Source organism: uncultured Oceanicoccus sp. (assembly GCF_963968385.1).
Classification (GTDB): domain Bacteria; phylum Pseudomonadota; class Gammaproteobacteria; order Pseudomonadales; family Dasaniaceae; genus Oceanicoccus.
Map to the genome: position 1 here is coordinate 18,319 of NZ_CAXAHB010000007.1, position 23,076 is coordinate 41,394.

Below are 23,076 nucleotides of genomic sequence, written 5' to 3' on the forward strand. Positions count from 1 at the left end.
ATGCTATGCCGGTGAATAATATTGACCAACGGCTCTTTTAATTATTGAAAACGTCGCAATATTAGCATCTAAATCAGCGATTTGCTGTAATTACACATATATTGCGTCGGTTAATTACTCTATTATAGCCGACACTTTAAATGTCACCGATTGATTTATAGAAAGCTGCGAAGAAGGTATTTTATGAGCGACCTACAACATCACCCATTAATTATCCTAGGTTCAGGTCCAGCCGGCTATACAGCCGCGGTATACGCCGCTCGAGCCAATTTGAATCCCGTCGTCATTACCGGCATGCAGCAAGGTGGTCAGCTGACTACGACAACCGAAGTCGATAACTGGCCTGGTGATGTCGAAGGTTTGCAAGGGCCTGATCTGATGGTCAGAATGCAGCAGCATGCCGAGCGTTTTGATACTCAAATCGTGTTTGATCATATTGAACAGACCGACCTTAATCAGCGCCCTTTTATTCTTAAAGGCAATAGCGCCACCTATAGCTGTGACTCATTGATTATTGCTACCGGCGCCTCTGCGCAATATTTAGGCCTTCCCTCTGAAGAGGAATTTATGGGTAAAGGCGTTAGTGCTTGTGCCACCTGTGATGGCTTTTTTTATCGCAATAAAAAAGTCGCAGTCATTGGTGGTGGTAATACGGCGGTTGAAGAAGCGTTATATCTGTCTAACCTTGCGTCTGAGGTGACGTTGGTGCATCGCCGTGACAGCCTTCGTTCCGAGAAAATACTGCGTGACAAACTGTTAGAAAAAGAAAAAAACGGCAATGTGACGATTCTCTGGAATCATGTGCTTGAAGAGGTAACCGGTGACGAAACCGGTGTGACCGGACTTAATTTGGCCAGCACTATTGATGACAGCAAACAATCAATTGATGTTGCCGGCGTATTTATTGCCATTGGCCATAAGCCCAATACCGATATCTTTGAAGGCCAACTGGCTATGAAAGACGGCTATATCAAAATTAATAGCGGTCTTGAAGGCAAGGCCACGCAAACCAGCGTTGAAGGCGTGTTTGCCGCAGGTGATGTGGCCGATCATATTTATCGTCAGGCAGTGACCTCTGCCGGTGCCGGTTGTATGGCGGCGCTTGATGCTGAAAAGTATATGGATGATTTGGCCTGACCCCAATCCTTCATCCCAATGCTTCACTCCGGTGCTTGACGCCGGCTTAACAACCGGCGTTCAATAGATCTATGTCTACTATCTCCTGGCTGGACTCAGCCAATTGTGATTTTCCGGCAATAGATAATGCTCTTGATGAACCCAATGGTTTATTGGCTGTTGGCGGTGACTTAAGCCCTGAGCGTCTTATCGCTGCTTATCGACAGGGTATTTTCCCCTGGTTCGAAGCCTCGCAGCCGATTCTCTGGTGGTCCCCTAGCCCGAGAGCCGTGTTGTTCCCCGATCGTATTTATCTTTCCAAAAGTTTAAAAAAACGGCTGCGCCGACAGGATTATACGGTGACCTGCGACCAGCAATTTCGACAAGTGATGCAGCACTGTGCTGATACACCTAGAGCAGGACAAGACGGCACATGGATTACCGATGAAATGTTGCAAGCCTATGGTGAGCTGTTTGACAGAGGCATTGCGCACTCTATTGAGACCTGGCAAGACGGGCAGTTGGTTGGCGGGCTTTATGGTATAGCCATTGGCAAGGTGTTCTATGGCGAATCCATGTTTAGTCTTAGTACAGACGCCTCTAAGGTGGCCTTTGCCCATTTAGCCAAACAGCTTGAAAATTGGGGTTTTGCCGTGATTGACTGTCAGGTCTCTAACCCGCATTTAACCAGTCTTGGCGCAGAAGAGATTAGCCGTGAGGTGTTTTGTAAACTACTCTCAGATAATATAGATAAGCGAAGCGGTGATAATTGGGCCGATAACTGGAATTCGCTGTTGACCGAGTGAGCAAGTAGTGCCATGACCGTTTTATCAGATTTAAAATTCTATACCACCCACTCACATCCGTGCAGTTATCTCGAAGGCCAGCAGGCAACCACCTTATTTGTCGACCCTGAAGCCACTGTAGATGCAGCAACCTATAGTCAGTTGCTGGAGATTGGTTTTCGGCGTAGTGGGCCTCGTATCTATCGACCGCATTGTGATCATTGTAAAGCTTGCGTACCCGCGCGAGTGCCTGTGGACAGCTTTAAACCTAACCGCGGTCAGCGCAGAATTTTGAATCGCAACAAAGATCTTAGGGTTATTGAAATTGACGATATTTTCAATCAGGACTGTTATCAGCTATACCAACGCTATATCAATACCCGTCATCAGGATGGAGACATGTATCCGCCCAGTTATGAGCAATATATGACTTTCCTGACCAAAGAAATGGGCACCACCTGTTACTATGGCTTTATGCTGGACAAACAATTGATTGCCGTTGCTGTTACTGATCAGGTGGATAATGGTCTCTCCGCCATTTATACCTTTTTTGACCCCGATATGGGTAAGCGCAGCCTTGGTGTTTACGGCATATTATGGCAAATTGAACAGTGTAAAGTGCTGGGTCTGGAGTTTGTTTATCTGGGTTACTGGGTCAAAGAATGCAGCAAGATGAGTTACAAAACTGATTATAGGCCATTGCAGCTTTTGCTTAATAATCGCTGGCTGACCTTAAGCTAATGCGTTTTGCTTCCTGGGATATTTTCAGGCACAATGCGCGCAGTTTTTCACCTTCAGGTGGATTAATCGACGACTAGACGAATAGACGAATAGACGAATAGACGACTATTAGAGGAATACGCCGAATGGCAAAAGAAGAACAGTTAGAAATGGAAGGTGAAGTTATTGATACCCTGCCTAACACTACGTTTAAAGTGAAGCTAGAAAACGGTCACGAAGTGATTGCCCATATTTCTGGCAAGATGCGTAAAAACTATATTCGTATTTTGACGGGTGATAAAGTTCGCGTCGAATTAACGCCATACGATTTAACTAAAGGTCGTATTACCTACCGCGCCAGATAAGTTTTTTGTGAGTATCAAGCGCTATGCCAGCGCCTCTTCTTCAACGACAACCAACTCTCCGTCTTCAACCCGTACTGCTACTACCCCACCGTCTTGCGACAGGTCTCCGAATAAGACTTTTTCAGCCAAGGGCTTTTTGATGTGCTCTTGAATAACTCGAGCCATCGGCCTTGCACCCATATTTTTATCGTAGCCTTTTCTAACTAGCCACAATCTGGCTTCATCATCGACATCTAAAGTCACGCGCTTATCATCTAGCTGACCTTGCAGCTCGATCAAAAACTTATCCACAACCGTTAACACCACCTGTTCCGGCAATGGTTCAAATTGAACGATGGCATCCAGACGGTTGCGAAATTCCGGAGTAAACAAACGATTAATCGCTTCCATCGCATCGGTAGCATTATCTTGCTCGGTAAAGCCCATAGAACGACGGCTAACACTCTCTGCTCCGGCATTGGTGGTCATAATAAAGATCACATTACGAAAATCGGCTTTGCGTCCGTTATTATCGGTGAGAGTGCCGTGATCCATAACTTGCAATAAAAGATTAAAGACTTCAGGGTGAGCCTTTTCGATTTCATCAAGCAGTACGACAGAGTGAGGATGCTTGGTTACAGCCTCGGTTAACAATCCACCTTGGTCATAACCCACATAACCGGGAGGCGCACCGATTAAACGCGACACCGTATGTCGTTCCATATATTCAGACATATCGAAACGGACTAATTCAAGGCCAAGAATTTTAGCTAATTGATGGCTAACTTCGGTTTTGCCAACACCAGTAGGACCCGCTAATAAAAAAGAACCAATCGGTTTTTCTACTGACTTTAGGCCAGCACGGGCCATTTTGATGGCCGTTGATAAAGTAGTAATGGCGTTATCCTGACCAAACACCACCATTTTTAAATTGTCTTCCAGTTTTTGTAAGGATTTCTTGTCATCCTTGGAGACAGATTTGGGTGGGATACGGGCAATCTTGGCAACAATGCTTTCAATATCACCAACACCAATCACCTTTTTGCGTTTGCTAGCCGTTTGTAAACGTTGAAAGGCCCCTGCTTCATCAATCACATCAATCGCCTTGTCCGGCATAAAGCGATCATTGATATAGCGATCGGATAATTCCGCTGCGGCTTGCAGGGCTTTGTCGTTATAGCGAATTTCGTGATGTTCTTCAAAGCGGCTTTTTAGGCCTTTTAGGATGCGATAGGTTTCATCAACTGAAGGTTCCAATACATCCACTTTTTGGAAGCGACGACTCAGCGCCCTATCTTTATCGAAAATACCGCGATACTCCTGAAAGGTGGTCGAGCCAATGCAGCGCATCTGCCCACCACTTAATAATGGCTTGAGTAAATTAGAGGCATCCATAACGCCACCAGAGGCAGCACCGGCACCGATAATGGTATGAATTTCATCGATAAATAAAACAGAGTGCGGATGTTTTTTTAAATCCGCTAATAAACCTTTAAAGCGTTTTTCAAAATCACCACGATATTTAGTGCCAGCTAATAAGGCGCCCATATCCAGCGAGTAAACCACGCTTTGTTTAAGAATTTCGGGTACGTCGCCATCGACGATTAATTTGGCCAGTCCTTCAGCAATAGCGGTTTTACCTACACCCGATTCTCCCACTAACAGCGGGTTGTTTTTTCTGCGCCGTGACAGAATCTGTGACACACGCTCAACTTCACCAGAGCGACCCACTAAAGGATCAATTTGACCCAGGCGGGCTTGTTCATTCAAATTGGTAGCAAAACTTTCTAGTGGACTTTTTTCACTGTCGCCAGTACTGGCCTCATCATCGGCTGACGATGGGTTGTGATCTTCATCGTGGTCGGACTCATCCGTCACTTTAGAAATACCATGAGTCAGATAATTCACCACATCAAGACGGGTCACGCTTTGTAGTTTAAGGAAATAGACAGCCTGACTTTCCTGCTCGCTAAAAATAGCCACAAGCACATTGGCGCCTGTGACCTCTTTTTTGCCGGATGATTGCACATGGAACACCGCGCGCTGTAATACCCGCTGGAAACCCAAGGTAGGCTGGGTTTCACGCTCTATATCGCGCTCAGGGATCAAGGGTGTGGTGGAGTCGACAAAATCGACCAAGTCAGTCCGTAACTGAGTCAAATCGGCACCGCAGGCAACCATCACATTGGCTGCAACAGCATTATCTACCAGGGCCAATAAAAGATGTTCAACGGTCATAAACTCATGCCGCTTGGTTCGAGCACCTTTAAATGCTTGGTTTAATGTCTGCTCCAAATCCTTACTTAACATACTTAACACTCCAAATTCGGGGTCTTCTCGCTGTTTTATTGGCCAGTTTTACTGCGGATTGTTAGCTATCGGCTACCTCGATTTCTGCCAGCAAGGGGTGCTCACAATCTTTTGCGTATTGATTCACCTGAGCCGCCTTGGTTTCAGCAATATCTCTGGTGTAAATACCACAAATACCTTTGCCTTGAGTATGTACGGTTAACATCACCTGAGTGGCCTTCTCTCGGTTCATATTAAAGAACATTTCAAGTATCTCGACGACAAACTCCATCGGGGTGTAATCATCGTTAAGCAACACCACCTGATACATGGATGGCGGCTTAAGCTCTGGCTTAGCTTCGGCCAGAGCAACATCCCCCTCCTGATCATAATCGGGAGGGAGATCATCAGCTTCACCCATAGTGAATGTTAGTTGAAGATTTTCCTGTTGACCCATATTCCTACCTTTTACAACAAATATTGCCAAATTTATCGTCCTAATTTTAGCTATTTGGCTAAATTTCGGCCAGAACGCTTGACTATTGGTTAAAAAATGTTAAAAAATTACATTCTGATATGACGGCTAGGGCGAATTTACCTAGCATTGTATAACACCCAGCCATTAAACAAGCTAGTGATCTATAAGTACTCCCGCCTGCGGGTAATAATAAAAGGACCTCTGCCTTGCAAACTGGAACAGTAAAGTGGTTCAACAACGCTAAAGGTTTCGGATTTATCCTTCCGGAGGATGGTGGTGCTGATGTCTTTGCTCATTACTCTTCTGTCGATATGAGTGGTTACAAAACACTCAAAGCCGGCCAAGCTGTATCTTATCAAACCGTTGATGGCCCCAAAGGCCTCCATGCGACAAATATAGTGGTTGTCGATAGTCCCAGTGATAATGAAGTTACTGCTACCCTAGAAGCGGCAACAGAGACCAGCTAACAGCTGATCAATCCATCTTCTAGCTTTTCTTCAGTCTCACACTTTTTCGATACTGTTGGATAAGTGTAATCAGATGGGGAAAAATACCCACGGGCTTTTCAATCCCCAGAGCATCAGCCTTTAGGCTGAGGGCATATGTTCGATAATGGCATCGCCAAACTCGGAACATGTTAATAATGTCGCCCCATCCATTAGTCGCTCAAAGTCATAGGTGACCGTTTTAGCCTGAATAGCACCGTTCATACCATCAATAATCAAATCTGCCGCCTCATTCCAGCCGATATGACGTAGCATCATTTCAGCCGAAAGAATTAATGAACCTGGATTAACCTTATCCTGCCCAGCATATTTTGGCGCGGTACCGTGCGTCGCCTCAAACAAAGCAATGTTGTCACTGAGATTGGCGCCGGGAGCAATACCAATACCACCCACTTGAGCCGCCAAGGCGTCAGATAAATAATCGCCATTAAGGTTTAGGGTGGCTATGACGCTGTATTCATCAGGGCGCAATAGCACCTGTTGCAACATGGCATCGGCAATCACATCTTTGATGATAATCTCTTTGCCGGTCACTGGGTTATTAAAACGCATCCATGGTCCGCCATCTAATAACTCGGCACCAAATTCTTCCTGAGCCAACTGGTAGCCCCAATCTTTAAAGGCCCCTTCGGTAAACTTCATGATATTGCCCTTATGCACCAGCGTCAGTGACGGCAAATCTTGATCGATCGTATATTGAATCGCTTTGCGAACTAAGCGCTGGGTGCCCTCTTTTGAAACAGGCTTAATGCCGATACCGCAATTGTCTGGGAAGCGGATTTTACTAACGCCCATTTCTGCTTGCAGATATTGAATAATTTTGTCCGCTTGATCGGTGCCCGCTTTCCACTCTATGCCGGCATAAATATCCTCAGAGTTTTCACGGAAGATCACCATATTGGTTTTATTGGGTTCCTTAACCGGTGAAGGCACACCCTCAAACCAGCGAACTGGACGCAGGCAGGTATATAAATCCAGTTCCTGACGTAGCGCTACATTTAATGAACGAAAGCCGCCACCTACCGGTGTAGTCAATGGGCCTTTGATACCCACAGAATATTCTTTAATAGCGTCAAGGGTTTCGGCCGGAAACCAATCGCCATCGTACATTTCAGCGGCTTTTTCGCCGGTAAAAATTTCCATCCAGCTAATTTTTTTCTCGCCGCCATAGGCTTTTTCTACCGCTGCATCGACCACCTTAATCATCACTGGACTAATATCGACGCCAATACCATCACCTTCAATATAAGGAATAATAGGCTGGTCGGGTACGTTTAAGGACGAGTCGTTGTTAACGACAATTTTCTCGCCTTGGACGGGCACCTTGATAAACTGATAAGACATCAAAAACTCCTTTGATTAACTGGTAAAGTCAAAAATGGCGCGGTAGATTGAGCCACTTTTATACAATGATGAAGTAATAAATAAAAAGACCATCGAAACCCTATTAACGCCGAAAGTGGTCAGATAAAGCTATTGTCAGCATGGCTAAAGCTTGCACTATTGTTGTTAGCGTTTTCAATCTGCTGTCGAAGAAAAACAGACAGAGACCCTTCCCTTTATCAACAGCATATGGACAATTTTATTCACTATAGGTGAGGTTTTATTGATAACAGCCATGGTTACTGCAATTGTTGGTCTGTCCAAGTTGTGCGGTGGTGATTATAGCACCAAGCAACGCATTCTGATAGATGATAATATGGTTTAAAACAATCACTTAGCTTAGTATCGATCAATTAATGGCCAAAATCATCCTTCTGAACAAACCTTTTAACGTGCTTTGTCAATTTACGGATAAAGAAGGTCGCTCCACCCTTGCCGATTTTGTCGATACCCCTGGAGTCTATCCTGCCGGTCGACTTGATTATGATTCCGAGGGGCTAGTCGTACTGACCGATGATGGTCAATTACAGCATCAGATTAGTCATGCTGATACTAAGCGCAATAAAACTTACTGGGTTCAGGTGGAAGGTAAGCCCACTAACACTGACCTTGAGCCGCTTCGTAAAGGCATAGAGCTCAAAGATGGTCTCTGTCGCCCTGCCAAAGTCGGCTTAATAACAGAGCCGAAGATATGGCCACGTACCCCCCCTGTTAGAGAAAGAGCCTCGATCCCTACTCAGTGGCTTGAATTGACGATTAGCGAGGGTCGCAACCGTCAAGTTAGACGAATGACCGCAGCCATCGGTTTGCCAACGCTTCGGTTAATTCGCACCAAGGTGGGTGATTGGTCGCTGGAGTCATTAAGCCCCGGACAATCCAGACAATTAATGGTTCATGCGCCAGTAAACAAGCGATCCAAGCGTTCAACTCGTGGCAATAGAAGGCTATAATCGCCGCTTCACAACATTAAGTAGTAGGAATTCGGATGAACTGGCAGCCCCATGTCACCGTGGCCACGGTAATAGAAAAAGACGGCAAGTATTTATTAGTAGAAGAGCATTGCAACGGCGAGCTGGTATTTAACCAACCTGCCGGCCATCTTGATGCGGATGAGACCCTCGAGCAGGCCGCTATCAGGGAAACCTTCGAAGAAACTGGTTGGCATGTGCAACTTCAGGGTGTGGTAGGTGTTGGCCTTTATACCTCACCTCATAATCAAGTGACTTATCACCGTACGACCTTTTATGCCACAGCTGTGGAGCACGATCCTAAGCAAGCGCTTGATGAGGGTATCGAACAAGCTGTATGGATGAGTTATGACGAGATTTTGGCCAACCGTGATCGTATGCGCTCAGATTTGGTGATCACATGTATTGAGCATTATCAGCAGGGACATCGTTACCCGCTTGATCTGGTCTTTAATTAAAACCTAACTGCCCAACTTATTATTGATGAATAAACCCGCACAACAAAAAGTTATTGTCGGTATGTCCGGCGGCGTTGACTCTTCCGTATCAGCCTTGTTGCTACAACAGCAAGGCTATCAGGTTGAGGGTTTGTTTATGAAAAACTGGGACGAGGATGACGGCACGGAGTACTGCACGGCCAAAGAAGATTTGGCGGATGCACAGGCAGTGTCAGATAAACTCGGTATTCATTTACATACGGCCAATTTTGCAGCGGAATATTGGGATAATGTATTTCAACATTTTTTAGCAGAATATAAAGCCGGTAGAACCCCCAACCCCGATATTCTTTGTAACCGCGAAATAAAATTTAAGGCTTTTCTCGATTATGCCTTAGCATTAGGCGCCGATTTTATTGCCACAGGTCATTATGTTCGCAAACAACAGCAAGGTGATACGGCGCAACTGGTCAAAGGTGTCGATAACAACAAAGATCAAAGTTATTTTTTGCATGCAGTTAGCGGCAAGGAAATCGCCAAAACCTTATTTCCGATCGGCGCACTAGAAAAACCAGAAGTCCGGCATATCGCTGCACAGCATGATCTGGTAACCCACAACAAAAAAGACAGTACCGGCATTTGTTTTATCGGCGAGCGCCGGTTTAAAGATTTTTTACAGCGGTATCTACCGGCCCAGCCTGGTGACATAGAAAGTATTGATGGCAGCCCCATGGGTCAGCATAACGGCCTGATGTATCACACCATTGGTCAGCGTCAGGGTTTGGGTATTGGGGGTGTTAAGGGTGGCGGTGATGAACCGTGGTATGTGGTTGATAAAGACCTGCAACGCAATGTATTAATTATTGCTCAAGGTAGCCAGCATCCACGATTATTTAAACAGGCGCTATTCGTTAGTCATCTTCACTGGATTGACGGTGTTGAGCCGAAACTGCCCTACCGCTGTCTGGCAAAAGTTCGCTATCGCCAGCAGGATCAAGCCTGTGAAATCCTTCAGGGTGAGGCGGGTTATCAGGTGATTTTTGATCAGCCTCAGCGCGCCATTACCCCGGGGCAATCGGTGGTTTTCTACAACGATACACTCTGTCTTGGCGGCGGTATTATAGAGCAGGCTTACAACCCAACCACGCTCTCAAACAGCACGGCGGCATCAATTTAGGTCTTTATCCTTGTCTACAGCAAATATCACCTCGCAAACCTTGGCCTTAGCAGGCGTATTACAAAGTGCCTATCTGGTCGATCAAATTGCCCGTACCGGTAAGGCTCCCGCTGAAAGCGTCAACCCCTCGATCAATAGTCTATTTGTTTTTGATGCCAAAGATTCAGCCGCTATTTATGGAGGTGTTTATGGTGTTAAATTGGGCTTGCAAGTATTAAGCGATATACTAACTGGTGGCCATCGTCATCAATACCAAAGCATTATTCGCTATACGATGGGAATGCTTTATTTACAAAAGAAACTGTTAGCCAATGACGAGCTATTATCGATTATTCGCAGTCGTTTGGAACATGCTTCGCTTAAAGCCGAGCACTTTAGTGACAACCCTGCCTCTACTGCGAAAAGTATTGCCGCCATTTACCAAGATACCTTAAGTACCTTTAAATTTCGGATTCACATCAGCGGCAGTATGCAGCAACTGCAAAACCCGCAAAACGCCGATACCATTCGGGCGCTATTACTGGCCGGGATTCGTAGCGCGGTGTTATGGCGCCAGGCCGGTGGCCGGCGCTGGAAATGGCTATTCGCCAGACGCCAGCTATTACAATGCGCCAAAGAGTTACTAGCAGGCTGTTAAATCAACAGGGATTGGCGCTGAAATTAGCCACAAAATCATGTATGATTGCGCGTCCTTTCAGACAGGCGCAGGCAAGTTTTTAAACATAAGACCTTTTTAAATAACGAGACACATTCATGGAATTATCAGCCCTAACCGCAATCTCACCTATCGACGGACGCTATGGCAGCAAAACCGCTTCACTGCGCGGTGTTTTTAGTGAGTTTGGTTTAATTAAAAATCGCGTACTGGTTGAGGTTCGCTGGTTGCAATGTCTGGCTGCGCATCCGGCTATTAGTGAAGTCCCGCCTTTTAGCGATAAAGCCAATGCCTTGCTGAATAACATTGTCGATAATTTTTCCGAACAAGACGCGCTGGCTATTAAAACAATTGAAAGTACCACCAACCATGATGTTAAGGCGGTTGAGTATTTTCTTAAACAGGCTGTGGCAGACAATCAAGAAGTTAACGCCGTTAGCGAATTTATCCACTTTGCCTGCACCTCGGAAGATATTAATAATTTATCTCATGCACTGATGTTAAAAGAAGGTCGCCAGATTATTGTTCAATCGATGACTTCTCTAGTCGACAAAATGACCGAGCTCAGCCACGAGTACGCATCGACCCCGATGCTGTCCCGCACTCATGGTCAAACCGCTAGCCCTTCCACCATGGGTAAAGAATTTGCCAATGTCGTCGCCCGCCTGCGCCGCCAAATCCAGCAAATCGAACAGATTGAATTGTTAGGCAAAATCAACGGTGCGGTCGGTAACTATAATGCACATCTGTCCGCCTACCCCGATATTGACTGGCCAGCTAATGCGCAAGCTTTTGTTGAGAGCTTGGGTCTTAACTGGAATCCTTACACCACACAAATTGAACCGCATGATTATATTGCTGAGTTGTTTGACGCTTTTGCCCGTTTCAATACCATTGTGATCGATCTGGACCGTGATATCTGGGCCTATATTTCCATGGGTTTTTTCAAGCAGCGTGTTGTTGCCGGTGAAGTGGGTTCATCCACCATGCCGCATAAAGTCAACCCCATCGATTTTGAAAACTCCGAAGGCAATCTGGGTTTAGCCAATGCGGTATTTAGTCATATGGCTAGCAAGCTGCCGATTTCACGCTGGCAACGCGATCTGACCGATTCAACCGTATTACGTAATATGGGCGTTGGTATGGGTTATAGTTTAATTGCCTATGCCGCCACCCTTAAAGGTTTGGGCAAGCTGGAAATAAATCCGCAACGCCTATCGGACGATTTGGACAATAGCTGGGAAGTGTTGGCTGAGCCCATTCAAACGGTGATGCGTCGCTACAATATCGAAGAGCCCTATGAAAAGCTCAAAGCGCTAACCCGTGGTCAAACCATAAACCGTGAAACACTCGATACCTTTATTGATAGCTTGGCTATTCCAGAACAGGCCAAAGCAGACCTCAGACAGCTATCGCCTGATACCTATATAGGCAATGCGATAGAACAGGCAAAAGATATTTAATCGTTTTAAAAGCCTCGCAGTGCGGGGCTTTTTTATTATTTGGTTACCATGATTAACAATCTGGATATTGACAACTTTCTGCAACATTACTGGCAGCAAAAGCCACGGCTAATTCGCAACGCCCTCCCCAATTTTAACAATCCATTATCACCGCAGGAGTTAGCCGGACTAGCCTGTGAGCAGGAAATTGAATCCAGACTGATCACGACAGAGCAACAGCAGTGGCATGTGCAACATGGCCCAATCGAAGAATCCGTTTTTCATACACTACCCGAAAAGAACTGGACTTTATTAGTGCAGGCCGTCGACCACTGGGTGCCGGAAGTAGCGGAATTACTCAATAGCTTTCGCTTTATTCCCAACTGGCGGATTGATGATGTGATGGTCAGCTATGCCACCCAAGGCGGCAGTGTCGGACCACACTATGATAACTATGATGTTTTTTTATTGCAGGGCGCTGGTCGTCGTCGTTGGCAACTGGGTCCAAAATACTCTGAGCAAAGCTCTTTACAAGATAATCAGCAACTACGCTTATTGAAAGACTTTGTTAGCGAGCAAGAGTGGGAATTAAGCGCTGGGGATATGCTTTATATCCCGCCGGGTTATGGTCATTGGGGAACCTCAATCGATAATGACTGTATGACTTATTCCATTGGCTTTAGGGCACCCAGTTATGGTGAGCTATTATCGGATTTTTGTGATCACCAAATAAGCCAGCTTGACGAACATAATCGCTATACCGACCCCCAACTAACACAGCAGCCGAATCCAGGTGAGATCACCGCCGCTACCATTGATAAAATACAGGCATTATTGAAACAGTTTATCGATGACAAATCGGCTATTGGCGCCTGGTTTGGCGACTTTATAACAGCGCCCAAGTATCCTGAAAATACAGATCATGCCGACGTTTTGGATGAGGATATCAGTACCCTGCTAACCAAGCATAAGCGGCTTTGCCGTGATAGCAGTGCGCGCTTTGCTTATATCAATGCTGGCCATCAAGCCACGCTTTTTGTTAATGGCTGTAGCTATAACGCAGCACCTAAGCTGGCAGCGCTATTAGCCAATAATGATCATTATCGCGCTGAAGAGCTTCAGCCATGGCTTGAAGATTTACAAAGTGTCGAGTTGATTAAGCAGTTAGTTGCGCAAGGCTCTCTCTATTTTGATGCAGAGTCTGACTAATGTTGGTATGACTTGAGCTAAAATAGGCGCTGATTAAAGCATGACGCCTATCTCAGTATCCTGATAGATTAATGGATAAGTGTTAAGGCCGCGACAAGGCTGTGCGGTGGCAGCAATTAATTGACCGCTAGCAATATCAAACTGATAGCCATGTAAGGCGCAGCGTAAAGTGGTTCCGGTAATATCTGACTCTGAAATAGGATGGCCGCGATGCGGGCAAGTACTCTCCAGTAAATATCGCTCACCGTCTAACTGTAATAAGATCAATTGATATTGATCAATTTTAAACACCTTTCGATAGCCATCGTGCAAGTTAATCAGCTTATCCAAAGAATAAAAACGCATGGCGAAAAATCCGGTTCTGAGACTAGTCAACAGCAAGAGTAGAGTTCAGATTTGAAAATAAGCAATATGCCGCTAAACTGCAAGTAACTTGATCAATAATAACAGACCTATCTTGTGATGAATCCAGACCAACAATCTAATAGCCCCTCTAGCGATACGGGTACCGCTTTAATTATGCCCGGAGGTGGAGCAAGAGCCGCCTATCAGGTTGGCGTGTTAAAAGCGCTGGCTGAAATGACCCAAGATAAATACGAATACCCATTCCCTGTTTACTGCGGCACATCAGCGGGTGCCATTAACGCCGTGGCTATTGCTAGTCGAGAAAGTAATTTTCAGCAGAGTTGCGCTTGGTTAGAACAGCTTTGGCAAACACTGGGAACAGAGCATGTTTATCGCAGTGATTGGTCTGGCATTTGCCGCAATGCCTGGCGACTGATTGTTTCGTTATTTAACTCTGGGATTGCTGTTGGTCGCCCAGTCGCCCTACTCGACAATACCCCGTTAAAACAATTTTTACGGGAAAAAATAGACTTCTCTGGTATTGGCCGCAACTTAAAAGCCGGCAATCTATCAGCTGTTTGCGTTACCGCCATGAACTATACCGATAGAGTTTCAGTTAGCTTTTATCAAGGCGGCCCTGAAAATGCCGACTGGCAGCGCTGGCGCAGGCAAGGCATCCCGACACCGCTACAACATCGGCATCTGTTGGCATCAACCGCCATACCGACTATTTTCCCGCCACAGCGGGTTGGCAGAAACTACTATGGCGACGGCGCTTTAAGACAGCTAGCACCGATTAGCCCAGCATTGCATCTCGGTGCTAAAAAAGTGTTAATTATCAGCAGTACCGGCCATAAAAAAAATTATGAGCGCCCCTATAGTCGAGTTCACTCGCCCGCTTTTGGTCAGGTTATTGGTCACCTGTTAAATAGTGCCTTTGTCGATAGCCTTGAAACAGATATAGAACTGCTAGAACAAATGAACCAGTTATTAGCTAACAACCATAACCAGATTGAAAATCAGGAAGGCAGAACATTGCGCCCGATTGATTTCCACGTTATTTCACCTTCTGAAGATATTGATACACTGGCAGATAAGTATTTTAAGGAGTTACCCAGAAGCATTAGAACCTTTTTACGTATCAGTGGTGGTGGCTCCAGTGATGGCGGTGTTAACGTTGCCAGCTATTTATTATTTACCCCAAACTTTTGTCAACGACTGATTGATCTGGGTTATAAAGATGGCAAAGACCAAGCCGAAAAAATTCTGCAGTTTTTATCATCAGAGTGAGCGATAAAGACTGTCCTCCACTGGCTAATGCAGTTGACTAATAGCGGTATAATCTACCGCCGATAAAATAAATGGGGATAGCCAAGAAGTTTTGAGCTACGACCATTTTAACTAACTTTCTAGATATACCTTGTAAATCATTGAATTAAATGATTTATTGCTATATCTATGGCGAATATCGATTGTGACCTCATTGGGCGACCTCCCCATGATCAACATCACGAGAACATCAGCATGAGTATTCAATGGTTTCCGGGCCATATGAACAAGGCGCGTAAGCAGATCGAAGAGATACTGCCTCAAATCCATCTTATTATTGAGGTGCTGGATGCGAGAATTCCCTTTAGTAGTGAAAACCCCATGATTGCTAAATTGCGCGGCGATAAACCCTGCATCAAAGTACTGACAAAAAGCGATTTGGCAGACCCGTTGATGACCCAACAATGGATTGATTATCTAGATCAAACCCAAGGCATAAAAGCATTGGCCCTAAGTCATACCCAACCGGAGAAAGCTCAAACCATTATTGATCTGTGTCGCAAGATGCTACCAAAAAAAAACCAAAGCCATCATGATATCCATGTGATGATTATGGGTATCCCCAATGTCGGAAAATCCACGTTGATTAATACACTGGCGGGAAAAGTCATTGCTAAAACCGGTAATGAGCCGGCTATTACTAAAGGCCAGCAGCGGATTAAGCTTGGAAACGGCATTATGCTATTTGATACCCCCGGTATGCTCTGGCCTAAAGTTGAAAGTGAACAAAGTAGCTATCGGCTGGCGACAACCGGCGCGATTAAAGATACCGCCATGAGCTATGACGACGTGGCATTTTTTGCTGCGGACTTTCTACTCAAGTATTATCCTGAGCAATTATTAGATCGCTATCAACTTGACCAGCTGCCCGCTACCGAATTTGAATTTTTACAACAGATCGGTAAAAAACGCGGTTGCCTGCGGACAGGCGGCAAAGTCGATTTAGAAAAGATATCGACCATTTTACTTAATGAATTAAGAGCCGGAACACTGGGGCGAATTACGCTTGAAAGCCCCGAACAAACCGAATCCGAAACCGAGCTGGTTAAACAGTTAATGGCTAAAAAAGCGGCCCAAAAAGCGGCTAGGAAAACTGCCAAAAAGCGAGGCAAGTCCTCCTAGGTAGTCCCCTGCATAAAAAATCATGCTAATGCTTTGCAATAGCGTTATTATGCACAGCCTTATTACTAGCTAACAGGTTGTTTATGGATCCACTAACACAAGGCATTGTCGGGGCAACATTACCCCAGGCCACCAATAAAAATCAGCATACTGTGATTGCTGGTTTACTGGGATTTTTTTCCGGTTTGGCTCCTGACCTGGATGTAGTGTTCCGCTCTAATACCGACCCCCTGCTGTTTTTGGAATATCATCGTCAGTTTACGCATTCTCTAGTATTTATCCCATTTGGCGGTTTGATTTGCGCCGCAGTATTCTACTGTCTATTTGCTCGACGCTGGGGTCTTAGCTTTAGGCGTTGCTGGCTTTATTGTACGCTAGGTTTTGCCACCCATGGCTTGGTCGATGCCTGTACCACTTATGGCACTCAGCTATTATGGCCTGTCAGCGATATGCGTATTGCCTGGAATACACTGTCCATTATCGACCCTCTCTATACCCTGCCATTAGTCCTGCTAGTGATTCTGTCAGCACTGAAAAAAAATAACCGCTACGCCCGCGCGGCACTGATATGGGCTATTAGCTACCCCGTTTTGGGTTTAATACAAAATGAGCGTGCTGAACAGCTTGGTCAACGACTGGCCCAACAACGTCAACACACCCCTATTCGCCTTGAGGCCAAGCCGAGTTTTGCTAATTTACTGCTATGGAAAATAGTTTATGAAACCGAAGATAAGTTTTATATTGATGCTGTCAGGGTCGGTAGCAGTGTTAACACCTATCAGGGTGACAGTGTTAACAAACTTAATCTCACTAGAGATTTTCCATGGTTAAAACCCAACACACAGCAGGCCAAAGATATAGAACGATTTCGCTGGTTTTCCAATGGTTATATCGCCAAAGATCCCGACAATCCAAATCGTATTATTGATATGCGTTATTCACTGCTACCCAACGAGGTAAACGCCTTATGGGGAATCGAGTTAAATCCTGAGGCTAAAGACAGCGATCATGTGGCTTATGTGATGTTAAGGAAGATGAGCCCAGAGCACATTGAAAGCTTTAAGCGAATGCTATTCAATGATTAATGCTGGTTTTATTAGGATTCTATCGAGTTGTTTGACCGAATAAGCCATAAAAACTTGGTTAAACGGAGCAGTAGATTGGTGGCAGTCCAGCCAGCCACATCCCGGCACACGCATTGATAACTACCGTTGCTCCCTTCCGGGCCTGGCGGGGTTTGCTATCTAACGTTGCGAGAGGACCGGAAGGACCACCATAACGTCTTTGAAACACAATAAGGCTTTTTCGACATCTGGCCTGCTTCAAAGGCCGCGTATTGTGCTTAAATTTAGTCGCCCTTGCAAGCGCATTTTATGGCTTTAGCAAGGCTGCTCTACTTTCCGATCAATCGTTTGCTAATCAGCTAATTTAACCGGCGGTGGGAACTGCGCCAGTATGGCTGTGACTATTTCATCAATATAAATATCCCGCTGTTGCGCGTTGCCGCTCGGTAGTTGCCGCTTGGCTACACCACGCCATATAAGCTTATTAGTGGCAGGCTCGATGATATCAAGCATAAAGGTGCTCTGCTGGTATTGAACGACCGAGATATCATCATCTGGGCCATAATGACCATAACGATAGCCATGAAAATAATCGTAACCGTAAAAACGGTTATAAAGGAAGCAATGGTTCCAGCAGTAAGGATAATAACCATACAGATTATGAAAACGTTTAATACTAATCTTGGTTTCAGTACTGATATGGTAAGTGATTAAAAAGTCTGCGCCGTTATCGCCCTCGGCTTTAGCAAAGCCCTGTGAAGTCAGCTGCTTTGCTACCGAGCGTCGCACCCGCTCGTTCATTAAATCATTATCAACCAAAGGGTTCTTCGGTATTGCCTGCTTGGGTTCCATCCATGCATAAGTAGTCAGATTATTAAAATCATATTCTACATTAAAGTCGGTACTGACTTTAATTGTGCTGCAGGCAGTTAAAGTGAACAGCACAGACAATATAGCTATTTTTATCATAGACATTATTTTCATAATCATAATATGACCTCAATCTTCCTTGTTTTATTAGCCCATTGGTTTTGTTAGCCCAGGGTGTTGGGTAACAACTGATGTCTAATCATGTTAATACCAGCATTAAGGCATTAAAACTACTGCAACACAATATATAAAGCGACGTTACCACGTTGAATAAGCAGTACCAAGCGACGATCAGAGTTCTGCACAGCTTGTGCCAAATCCGTCATAGTAGAAACCTGTTCGCGGTTAGCCGATAAAATAATATCGCCCGGTCGCAGGCCGGCAAAAGCGGCCTTAGAGGCTGGTTCAATATCGATCACCTTAATACCGCTTTGTTCGGTGGCTTGAAGGCTGGCGCCTTCCAGAAAGGGATGTAGGCTTTCGTTTTTGGCCTGCCGGACTTTCGCCGCTTCCGTATCACCCGCCTCACCGATTTTAGCTTTGATCAGTTGGCTTTTGCCATCTCTTAACACAGTCAGTTGAATCTTATCACCCACTCGATGGCGACCGATTTCAAAGCGTAATTCGGCAGTTGATTTAATCGGTTTAGCATCAATACTGATGACAATATCACCGGCCAATAAACCTGCTTTATCGGCAGCAGAGCCCTGTTGCACTTGAGCGATCACCACACCGCGCTGTTGCTGATCAATATCAAACGCTGTAGCCAGCTCGCGAGTTAAGTCCTGAATAATAATGCCCAGCTGGCCGCGCTCAACGGCGCCAAATCGCACAATTTGGTCAATACTCGCTTTTGCCATATTGGTTGGAATGGCAAAACCGATACCAATATTACCGCCCGCCGGCGCAATGATCGCAGTGTTAATGCCGACCAGCTCGCCACTTAAATTAACTAACGCGCCACCGGAATTGCCGGGATTGATTGACGCATCGGTTTGAATAAAATTTTCATAGCCTTGCATACCCAAGCCACTTCTTCCCAATGCGCTAACCACACCGGAAGTGACGGTTTGACCCAGACCAAAGGGGTTGCCGATAGCAACGACAAAGTCACCGACTTGTAATTGGTCAGAATCAGCAATCGGCAACTCGGTAAGGTTTTCAAATTTCTGCAGCTGCAGAACAGCGATATCAACTTCTGGGTCTGATCCGATTAGGCTGGCTTGATAGCTGCGGCCATCTTCAAGGCCTACAGTGATTTCATCGGCACCATTGACCACATGGTGATTGGTGACCACTGTGCCCCGCTCGGCATTGATAATAACGCCAGAGCCGGCACTTTGGCTGCGGCGGGTTTGTGGTATTGTTTGGCCTTGGGGGATATTAAAGAAGCGTCTAAAAAACGGATCGTTTAGCAGCGGGTTTTGTTGCAGGGTGCGGGTGGTATAGGTGGATATATTCACAACCGAGGGGTTCACATTTTTTAACAAGGGGGCAAGGCTTGGTAACGGCCTGCCCTCGCTATCGGCAGCAGGCAGTACTGCCCCTGTAGTGGGTACCACTAGCAGCATAAGCCAAACACAATAAACACGGCGTAAAAATCGACTCATTAATTACTCCTAAGATAAATGTATAACAATCAATAAGCACTAGATAGCGATGGTTAGCAGTGTTTTCAAGGGTTTTCTAGCTAAAATAACCAATTTAGCCGATGACAAAATTGCAACAATAGCTAGCCAGGAGATTTCAGCATTTTGACCGTATTGCGACTGATACGCCGCAAAAAACCACCAAGATTAGCCATTCGCGGCTTGCGGATACATTCGTAGCTTAAGCCGATAAGTGAGATATGGGCATAGGCTAATGCCTCCCAGAGCTCCCTATCATTCACGTCAACACCGATTAATATCTGTCGTAATCGTTGTAACCGTTTCTTGTCATAATATTCGGTAATAGCTGATATGCTCGAATTTATTTGATCGTTACGGGTCACCATGCGAATTTCAAGCGTGGCCATATGGAGCTGACTCTGAAAAAAATGCCAACTCAAAGAGACCAGAAGGCTAACTCGATCTTCAAGATCACCGGAAAATAGATATTCATTGTCAATAAGTTGTAGAAATTTTTTATGGGCACGCTTAATTAACGCCTCGTATAAATCAGTTTTACTGCCAAAGTGGTAATAGATGGTGCTTGAACAAACCTTGGCTTTTTCGGCCAGTTGTTTGTGCGTGGTAACTGCAAAACCTTGCTTTGTAATTAACTCAACATAGGCATCGATAATTTTCTCTCGCGTGTTAACGGGGATAAAATTTTTGGCCTGGGTTATCGAAATAACATTATTACTTTGCGTTTTTTTCATAAGCCACTTAGCAATGCCTTGTGAAATGGGATAATGGTTCAGCGAGAAGACTAAATCTACTTACAACATGACAATCCTTAATCAGTCGTATGACAAGTATAAAAATCATCGCTGAAATTGATTGAAAAGTCTACAATAGCCGATCATATTAATCGAAAAAAATTAGCTACCAATTTAATAAAACTGCATAAGGTTAAGTACTTGTGATGGTGTGTGCAGTGAACGATAAGTTTTAATCGAAGAGAATATAATTAGACGACTTAATAGCATTAAACCGGCAATAGAGCCGTAAATTATTGCAGGCCAGTCAGTCGAATAAACGCCATAACTCAATGCTAGTAACCAGCAGGCTTAAACACTGGATAAACCTTGCAAAAAAAACAGCAGATCCTCAAAATTAAACTCGGCAAATAATAACTGCATAGCGATAGCTAATTGCTTGGTAGCCGATAACCAGGCCCAATGTACTAAAAAGGAATGGCGAGAATCAGTAATAAATCTATTAACAAAACTCGGCGAGCCATGATTATCGTCACGAGCAACCTCCTGCGCCCTCCACTCTCCACTAGTCAGTGACCTGAATCAAACGCATCGGCATGAGGAAAGACCAACATTTGGCACCAGTGCGGAAATGATCAATCGAGAAGCGATGATCCTGATAAAGCGCAACAAAAACTAATCAGGAGATTTCAGCATCTTCACCATATTGCGACTAATGCGCCGTAAATAACCGCCAATATTAGCCAGTTTGGGATTACGGACAGTTTCATAGCTTAAACCAATAAGAGAGATATTGGCATAGGTGACTGCCTCCCGGACTTTTCTATCGCTTACCTTAGATCCAGCCAATATCAGTTTAAATCGTTGATTTCGTTTCTTTAAAAAAGATTCGGGGTGATTCAATGTCCTTGCCATCATCTGGTCGTTACGAATCACCAAACGAATTTCCATCATGATCCAATAGAGCGGACTTTGTGTATATTGCCAAACCAACGAGATAAAAAGAGTCACTCGAGCTTCAAGTTTGCCGGTAAACAGATCTTCGTTGTCGAATAATGCCAGATACTTTTCATCGATATGATGAAATAAGGTCTCATATAAATCAGTTTTTTTGGCAAAGTGATAATAGATGGTACTTGAAGAAACCTTGGCTTTTTCAGCCAGTTGTTTATGGGTGGTAGCCGCAAAGCCCTGTTTTGTGATTAGCTCAATATAGGCATCGATAATTCTTTCCCGAGTGTTAACGGGATTAAGCTTTTTAGCCTGCGTTATCGAAACAACATTATTACTTTCATTTTTTTCCATAAGCCACTCAGCACGAGCTTGTAAGAAGGGGAGGTTTTAGCAATAAGGCAAAAATCATTGATAGCATAGCTATGCCTAACCAGACTTTGATACTCGTATTATCTAGCTCGCTAGACCGTTTATTGGATTTCAAGCACTTTAGGTTAATCGTACTTCAAGTGCCGGGACTCTCGCTAAAACTGAGCAATAGGTCTGCTGCTGATCGATATTAATCGAACAAAGTGGGCTGTAGGCTTGTTAAAGCTAGTCGTTAGCGATGACGCTTCCAACGGTTGATTAATCTTAACCGAAGAAAATATATTCTGATACGTTTTGGCTGTGCTAGTAGCTGCAGTCATCGTCAAGACCTATATAGATTTCATTAGTACGGCAGAGAATAAAAGCGCAATAAGAACTAATCAGCAGATTTCAGCATCTTCACCATATTGCGACTGATACGCCATAAATAACTGTCAATATTATCTAGTTTGGGTTTACGGATAGTTTCATGGCATAAACCGATAAGAGTGGTATGCCCATAGGTCAATGCCTCCCATAGTTCACGGTCGTTTACGTTAGCCCCAACTAATATCTGCCTTAAACGTTGTGTCCGTTTCGTATCATAGTGTTCGCTGAGTTCCGCTGCACCAACCATGATCGGGTCTTTGCGGGTCATTATGCGAATTTCTAGCGAGGCCAAATAGAGCTGACTCTGAAAAAAATCCCAACTCAACGAGACAAGAAGACTAACTCGAGTTTCAAGTGTGCCGGCAAACATATCTTCATCGTCGATAAGCGTTAGAAACTTTTTATGGGCGCGGTCAATTAAGGCCTCATATAAATCAGTTTTTTTGGCAAAGTGATGGTAGATGGTACTTGAAGAAACTTGTGTCTTTTCTGCTAGTTGTTTATGTGTGGTAGCCGAAAAGCCTTGCTTGGTGATTAACTCAATATAGGCATCAATAATTTTTTTTCGAGTGTTAACAGGTTTGAGCTTTTTAGCCTGTGTAATCGGAATCACATTATTGCTTTGAGTTTTTTTCATAAGCCGCCATGTACTTCCTTGTGAGATGGGCTGATGTTTCGGTAAGAAAACTAAAACGGCTTATAATATTGCTATGCTTAACCAATTTTTGATAATAGCATTATCCAGATCGCTAAACGTCTATTTGGTCTATTTGGTCTATTTGG

General features: G+C 44.7%; 23 protein-coding genes and 1 other RNA gene. 14 read left to right on the plus strand and 10 right to left on the minus strand.

Annotation, left to right across the window (positions count from 1 at the left end):
- The first annotated feature begins 183 nt into the window (after positions 1-183).
- From trxB to infA, 4 genes are all read left to right on the plus strand, one after another.
- Positions 184-1,137, plus strand: coding sequence for a thioredoxin-disulfide reductase (gene trxB, locus AACP44_RS01655; protein ID WP_339338368.1), 954 nt, complete (start codon positions 184-186; stop codon positions 1,135-1,137).
- 71 nt (positions 1,138-1,208) lie between these two features.
- Entirely contained in the window at positions 1,209-1,922 is a 714-nt protein-coding gene (gene aat, locus AACP44_RS01660) for a leucyl/phenylalanyl-tRNA--protein transferase (RefSeq protein ID WP_339338370.1), read from the plus strand.
- A gap of 12 nt (positions 1,923-1,934) precedes the next feature.
- Positions 1,935-2,642: an arginyltransferase gene (locus tag AACP44_RS01665; protein ID WP_339338372.1), complete on the plus strand. Its 708-nt coding sequence runs from the start codon at positions 1,935-1,937 to the stop codon at positions 2,640-2,642.
- A gap of 125 nt (positions 2,643-2,767) precedes the next feature.
- Complete coding sequence (infA, locus tag AACP44_RS01670; protein ID WP_339338374.1) at positions 2,768-2,986, plus strand: translation initiation factor IF-1; 219 nt, start codon at positions 2,768-2,770, stop codon at positions 2,984-2,986.
- A 21-nt stretch (positions 2,987-3,007) separates the two neighbouring features.
- On the opposite strand, the gene clpA is transcribed toward infA, so the two are convergent.
- Both clpA and clpS read right to left on the minus strand, forming a co-directional pair.
- Positions 3,008-5,275 (minus strand): ATP-dependent Clp protease ATP-binding subunit ClpA, encoded by a 2,268-nt coding sequence (gene clpA / locus AACP44_RS01675; protein ID WP_339338376.1) that lies wholly within the window; start codon positions 5,273-5,275, stop codon positions 3,008-3,010.
- 61 nt (positions 5,276-5,336) lie between these two features.
- Positions 5,337-5,675, minus strand: a complete 339-nt coding sequence (gene clpS, locus AACP44_RS01680) for an ATP-dependent Clp protease adapter ClpS (RefSeq protein WP_339338409.1) — start codon at positions 5,673-5,675, stop codon at positions 5,337-5,339.
- A gap of 263 nt (positions 5,676-5,938) precedes the next feature.
- On the opposite strand from clpS, the gene AACP44_RS01685 reads away from it, so the two are divergent.
- Positions 5,939-6,199, plus strand: a complete 261-nt coding sequence (locus AACP44_RS01685; RefSeq protein WP_339338377.1) for a cold shock domain-containing protein — start codon at positions 5,939-5,941, stop codon at positions 6,197-6,199.
- A 120-nt stretch (positions 6,200-6,319) separates the two neighbouring features.
- On the opposite strand, the gene icd is transcribed toward AACP44_RS01685, so the two are convergent.
- Positions 6,320-7,582 (minus strand): NADP-dependent isocitrate dehydrogenase, encoded by a 1,263-nt coding sequence (gene icd, locus AACP44_RS01690; protein WP_339338379.1) that lies wholly within the window; start codon positions 7,580-7,582, stop codon positions 6,320-6,322.
- Between the two features lie 395 nt (positions 7,583-7,977).
- On the opposite strand from icd, the gene AACP44_RS01695 reads away from it, so the two are divergent.
- From AACP44_RS01695 to AACP44_RS01720, 6 genes are all read left to right on the plus strand, one after another.
- Positions 7,978-8,571: a pseudouridine synthase gene (locus tag AACP44_RS01695; protein ID WP_339338381.1), complete on the plus strand. Its 594-nt coding sequence runs from the start codon at positions 7,978-7,980 to the stop codon at positions 8,569-8,571.
- 35 nt (positions 8,572-8,606) lie between these two features.
- Positions 8,607-9,047 (plus strand): NUDIX hydrolase, encoded by a 441-nt coding sequence (locus tag AACP44_RS01700; protein WP_339338383.1) that lies wholly within the window; start codon positions 8,607-8,609, stop codon positions 9,045-9,047.
- A 25-nt stretch (positions 9,048-9,072) separates the two neighbouring features.
- Positions 9,073-10,203, plus strand: a complete 1,131-nt coding sequence (gene mnmA / locus AACP44_RS01705; protein ID WP_339338385.1) for a tRNA 2-thiouridine(34) synthase MnmA — start codon at positions 9,073-9,075, stop codon at positions 10,201-10,203.
- A gap of 10 nt (positions 10,204-10,213) precedes the next feature.
- Entirely contained in the window at positions 10,214-10,840 is a 627-nt protein-coding gene (gene hflD, locus AACP44_RS01710; protein WP_339338387.1) for a high frequency lysogenization protein HflD, read from the plus strand.
- Between the two features lie 116 nt (positions 10,841-10,956).
- A complete protein-coding gene (gene purB / locus AACP44_RS01715) occupies positions 10,957-12,321 on the plus strand; it encodes an adenylosuccinate lyase (RefSeq protein WP_339338389.1) in 1,365 nt (454 codons plus the stop codon).
- Positions 12,322-12,369: 48 nt separating this feature from the next.
- Entirely contained in the window at positions 12,370-13,509 is a 1,140-nt protein-coding gene (locus AACP44_RS01720) for a cupin domain-containing protein (RefSeq protein WP_339338391.1), read from the plus strand.
- A gap of 33 nt (positions 13,510-13,542) precedes the next feature.
- On the opposite strand, the gene AACP44_RS01725 is transcribed toward AACP44_RS01720, so the two are convergent.
- On the minus strand, positions 13,543-13,854 hold the full coding sequence (locus AACP44_RS01725; protein ID WP_339338393.1) for a Rieske (2Fe-2S) protein: 312 nt from the start codon (positions 13,852-13,854) through the stop codon (positions 13,543-13,545).
- 117 nt (positions 13,855-13,971) lie between these two features.
- Here AACP44_RS01725 and AACP44_RS01730 point away from each other — a divergent pair, with 117 nt between their 5' ends.
- From AACP44_RS01730 to AACP44_RS01740, 3 genes are all read left to right on the plus strand, one after another.
- On the plus strand, positions 13,972-15,144 hold the full coding sequence (locus AACP44_RS01730) for a patatin-like phospholipase family protein (protein WP_339338411.1): 1,173 nt from the start codon (positions 13,972-13,974) through the stop codon (positions 15,142-15,144).
- 234 nt (positions 15,145-15,378) lie between these two features.
- Positions 15,379-16,305 (plus strand): ribosome biogenesis GTPase YlqF, encoded by a 927-nt coding sequence (ylqF, locus tag AACP44_RS01735; RefSeq protein WP_339338395.1) that lies wholly within the window; start codon positions 15,379-15,381, stop codon positions 16,303-16,305.
- Positions 16,306-16,388: 83 nt separating this feature from the next.
- Positions 16,389-17,390 (plus strand): metal-dependent hydrolase, encoded by a 1,002-nt coding sequence (locus tag AACP44_RS01740; RefSeq protein ID WP_339338397.1) that lies wholly within the window; start codon positions 16,389-16,391, stop codon positions 17,388-17,390.
- Between the two features lie 85 nt (positions 17,391-17,475).
- Here the strand turns inward: AACP44_RS01740 and ffs are convergent.
- The 6 genes from ffs to AACP44_RS01770 all read right to left on the minus strand — a co-directional run bounded on the left by ffs (position 17,476) and on the right by AACP44_RS01770 (position 22,930).
- Positions 17,476-17,572: signal recognition particle sRNA small type (gene ffs, locus AACP44_RS01745), an RNA gene on the minus strand.
- A 148-nt stretch (positions 17,573-17,720) separates the two neighbouring features.
- The gene (locus AACP44_RS01750) at positions 17,721-18,359 is read right to left on the minus strand and encodes a DUF4136 domain-containing protein (protein ID WP_339338399.1); all 639 of its coding nucleotides are present in this window, start codon (positions 18,357-18,359) and stop codon (positions 17,721-17,723) included.
- 110 nt (positions 18,360-18,469) lie between these two features.
- On the minus strand, positions 18,470-19,849 hold the full coding sequence (locus AACP44_RS01755; RefSeq protein WP_339338401.1) for a DegQ family serine endoprotease: 1,380 nt from the start codon (positions 19,847-19,849) through the stop codon (positions 18,470-18,472).
- 122 nt (positions 19,850-19,971) lie between these two features.
- The gene (locus AACP44_RS01760; RefSeq protein ID WP_339338403.1) at positions 19,972-20,601 is read right to left on the minus strand and encodes a TetR/AcrR family transcriptional regulator; all 630 of its coding nucleotides are present in this window, start codon (positions 20,599-20,601) and stop codon (positions 19,972-19,974) included.
- 675 nt (positions 20,602-21,276) lie between these two features.
- Complete coding sequence (locus tag AACP44_RS01765; RefSeq protein WP_339338405.1) at positions 21,277-21,906, minus strand: TetR/AcrR family transcriptional regulator; 630 nt, start codon at positions 21,904-21,906, stop codon at positions 21,277-21,279.
- 394 nt (positions 21,907-22,300) lie between these two features.
- Positions 22,301-22,930 (minus strand): TetR/AcrR family transcriptional regulator, encoded by a 630-nt coding sequence (locus AACP44_RS01770; RefSeq protein WP_339338407.1) that lies wholly within the window; start codon positions 22,928-22,930, stop codon positions 22,301-22,303.
- Between the last annotated feature and the right edge of the window lie 146 nt (positions 22,931-23,076).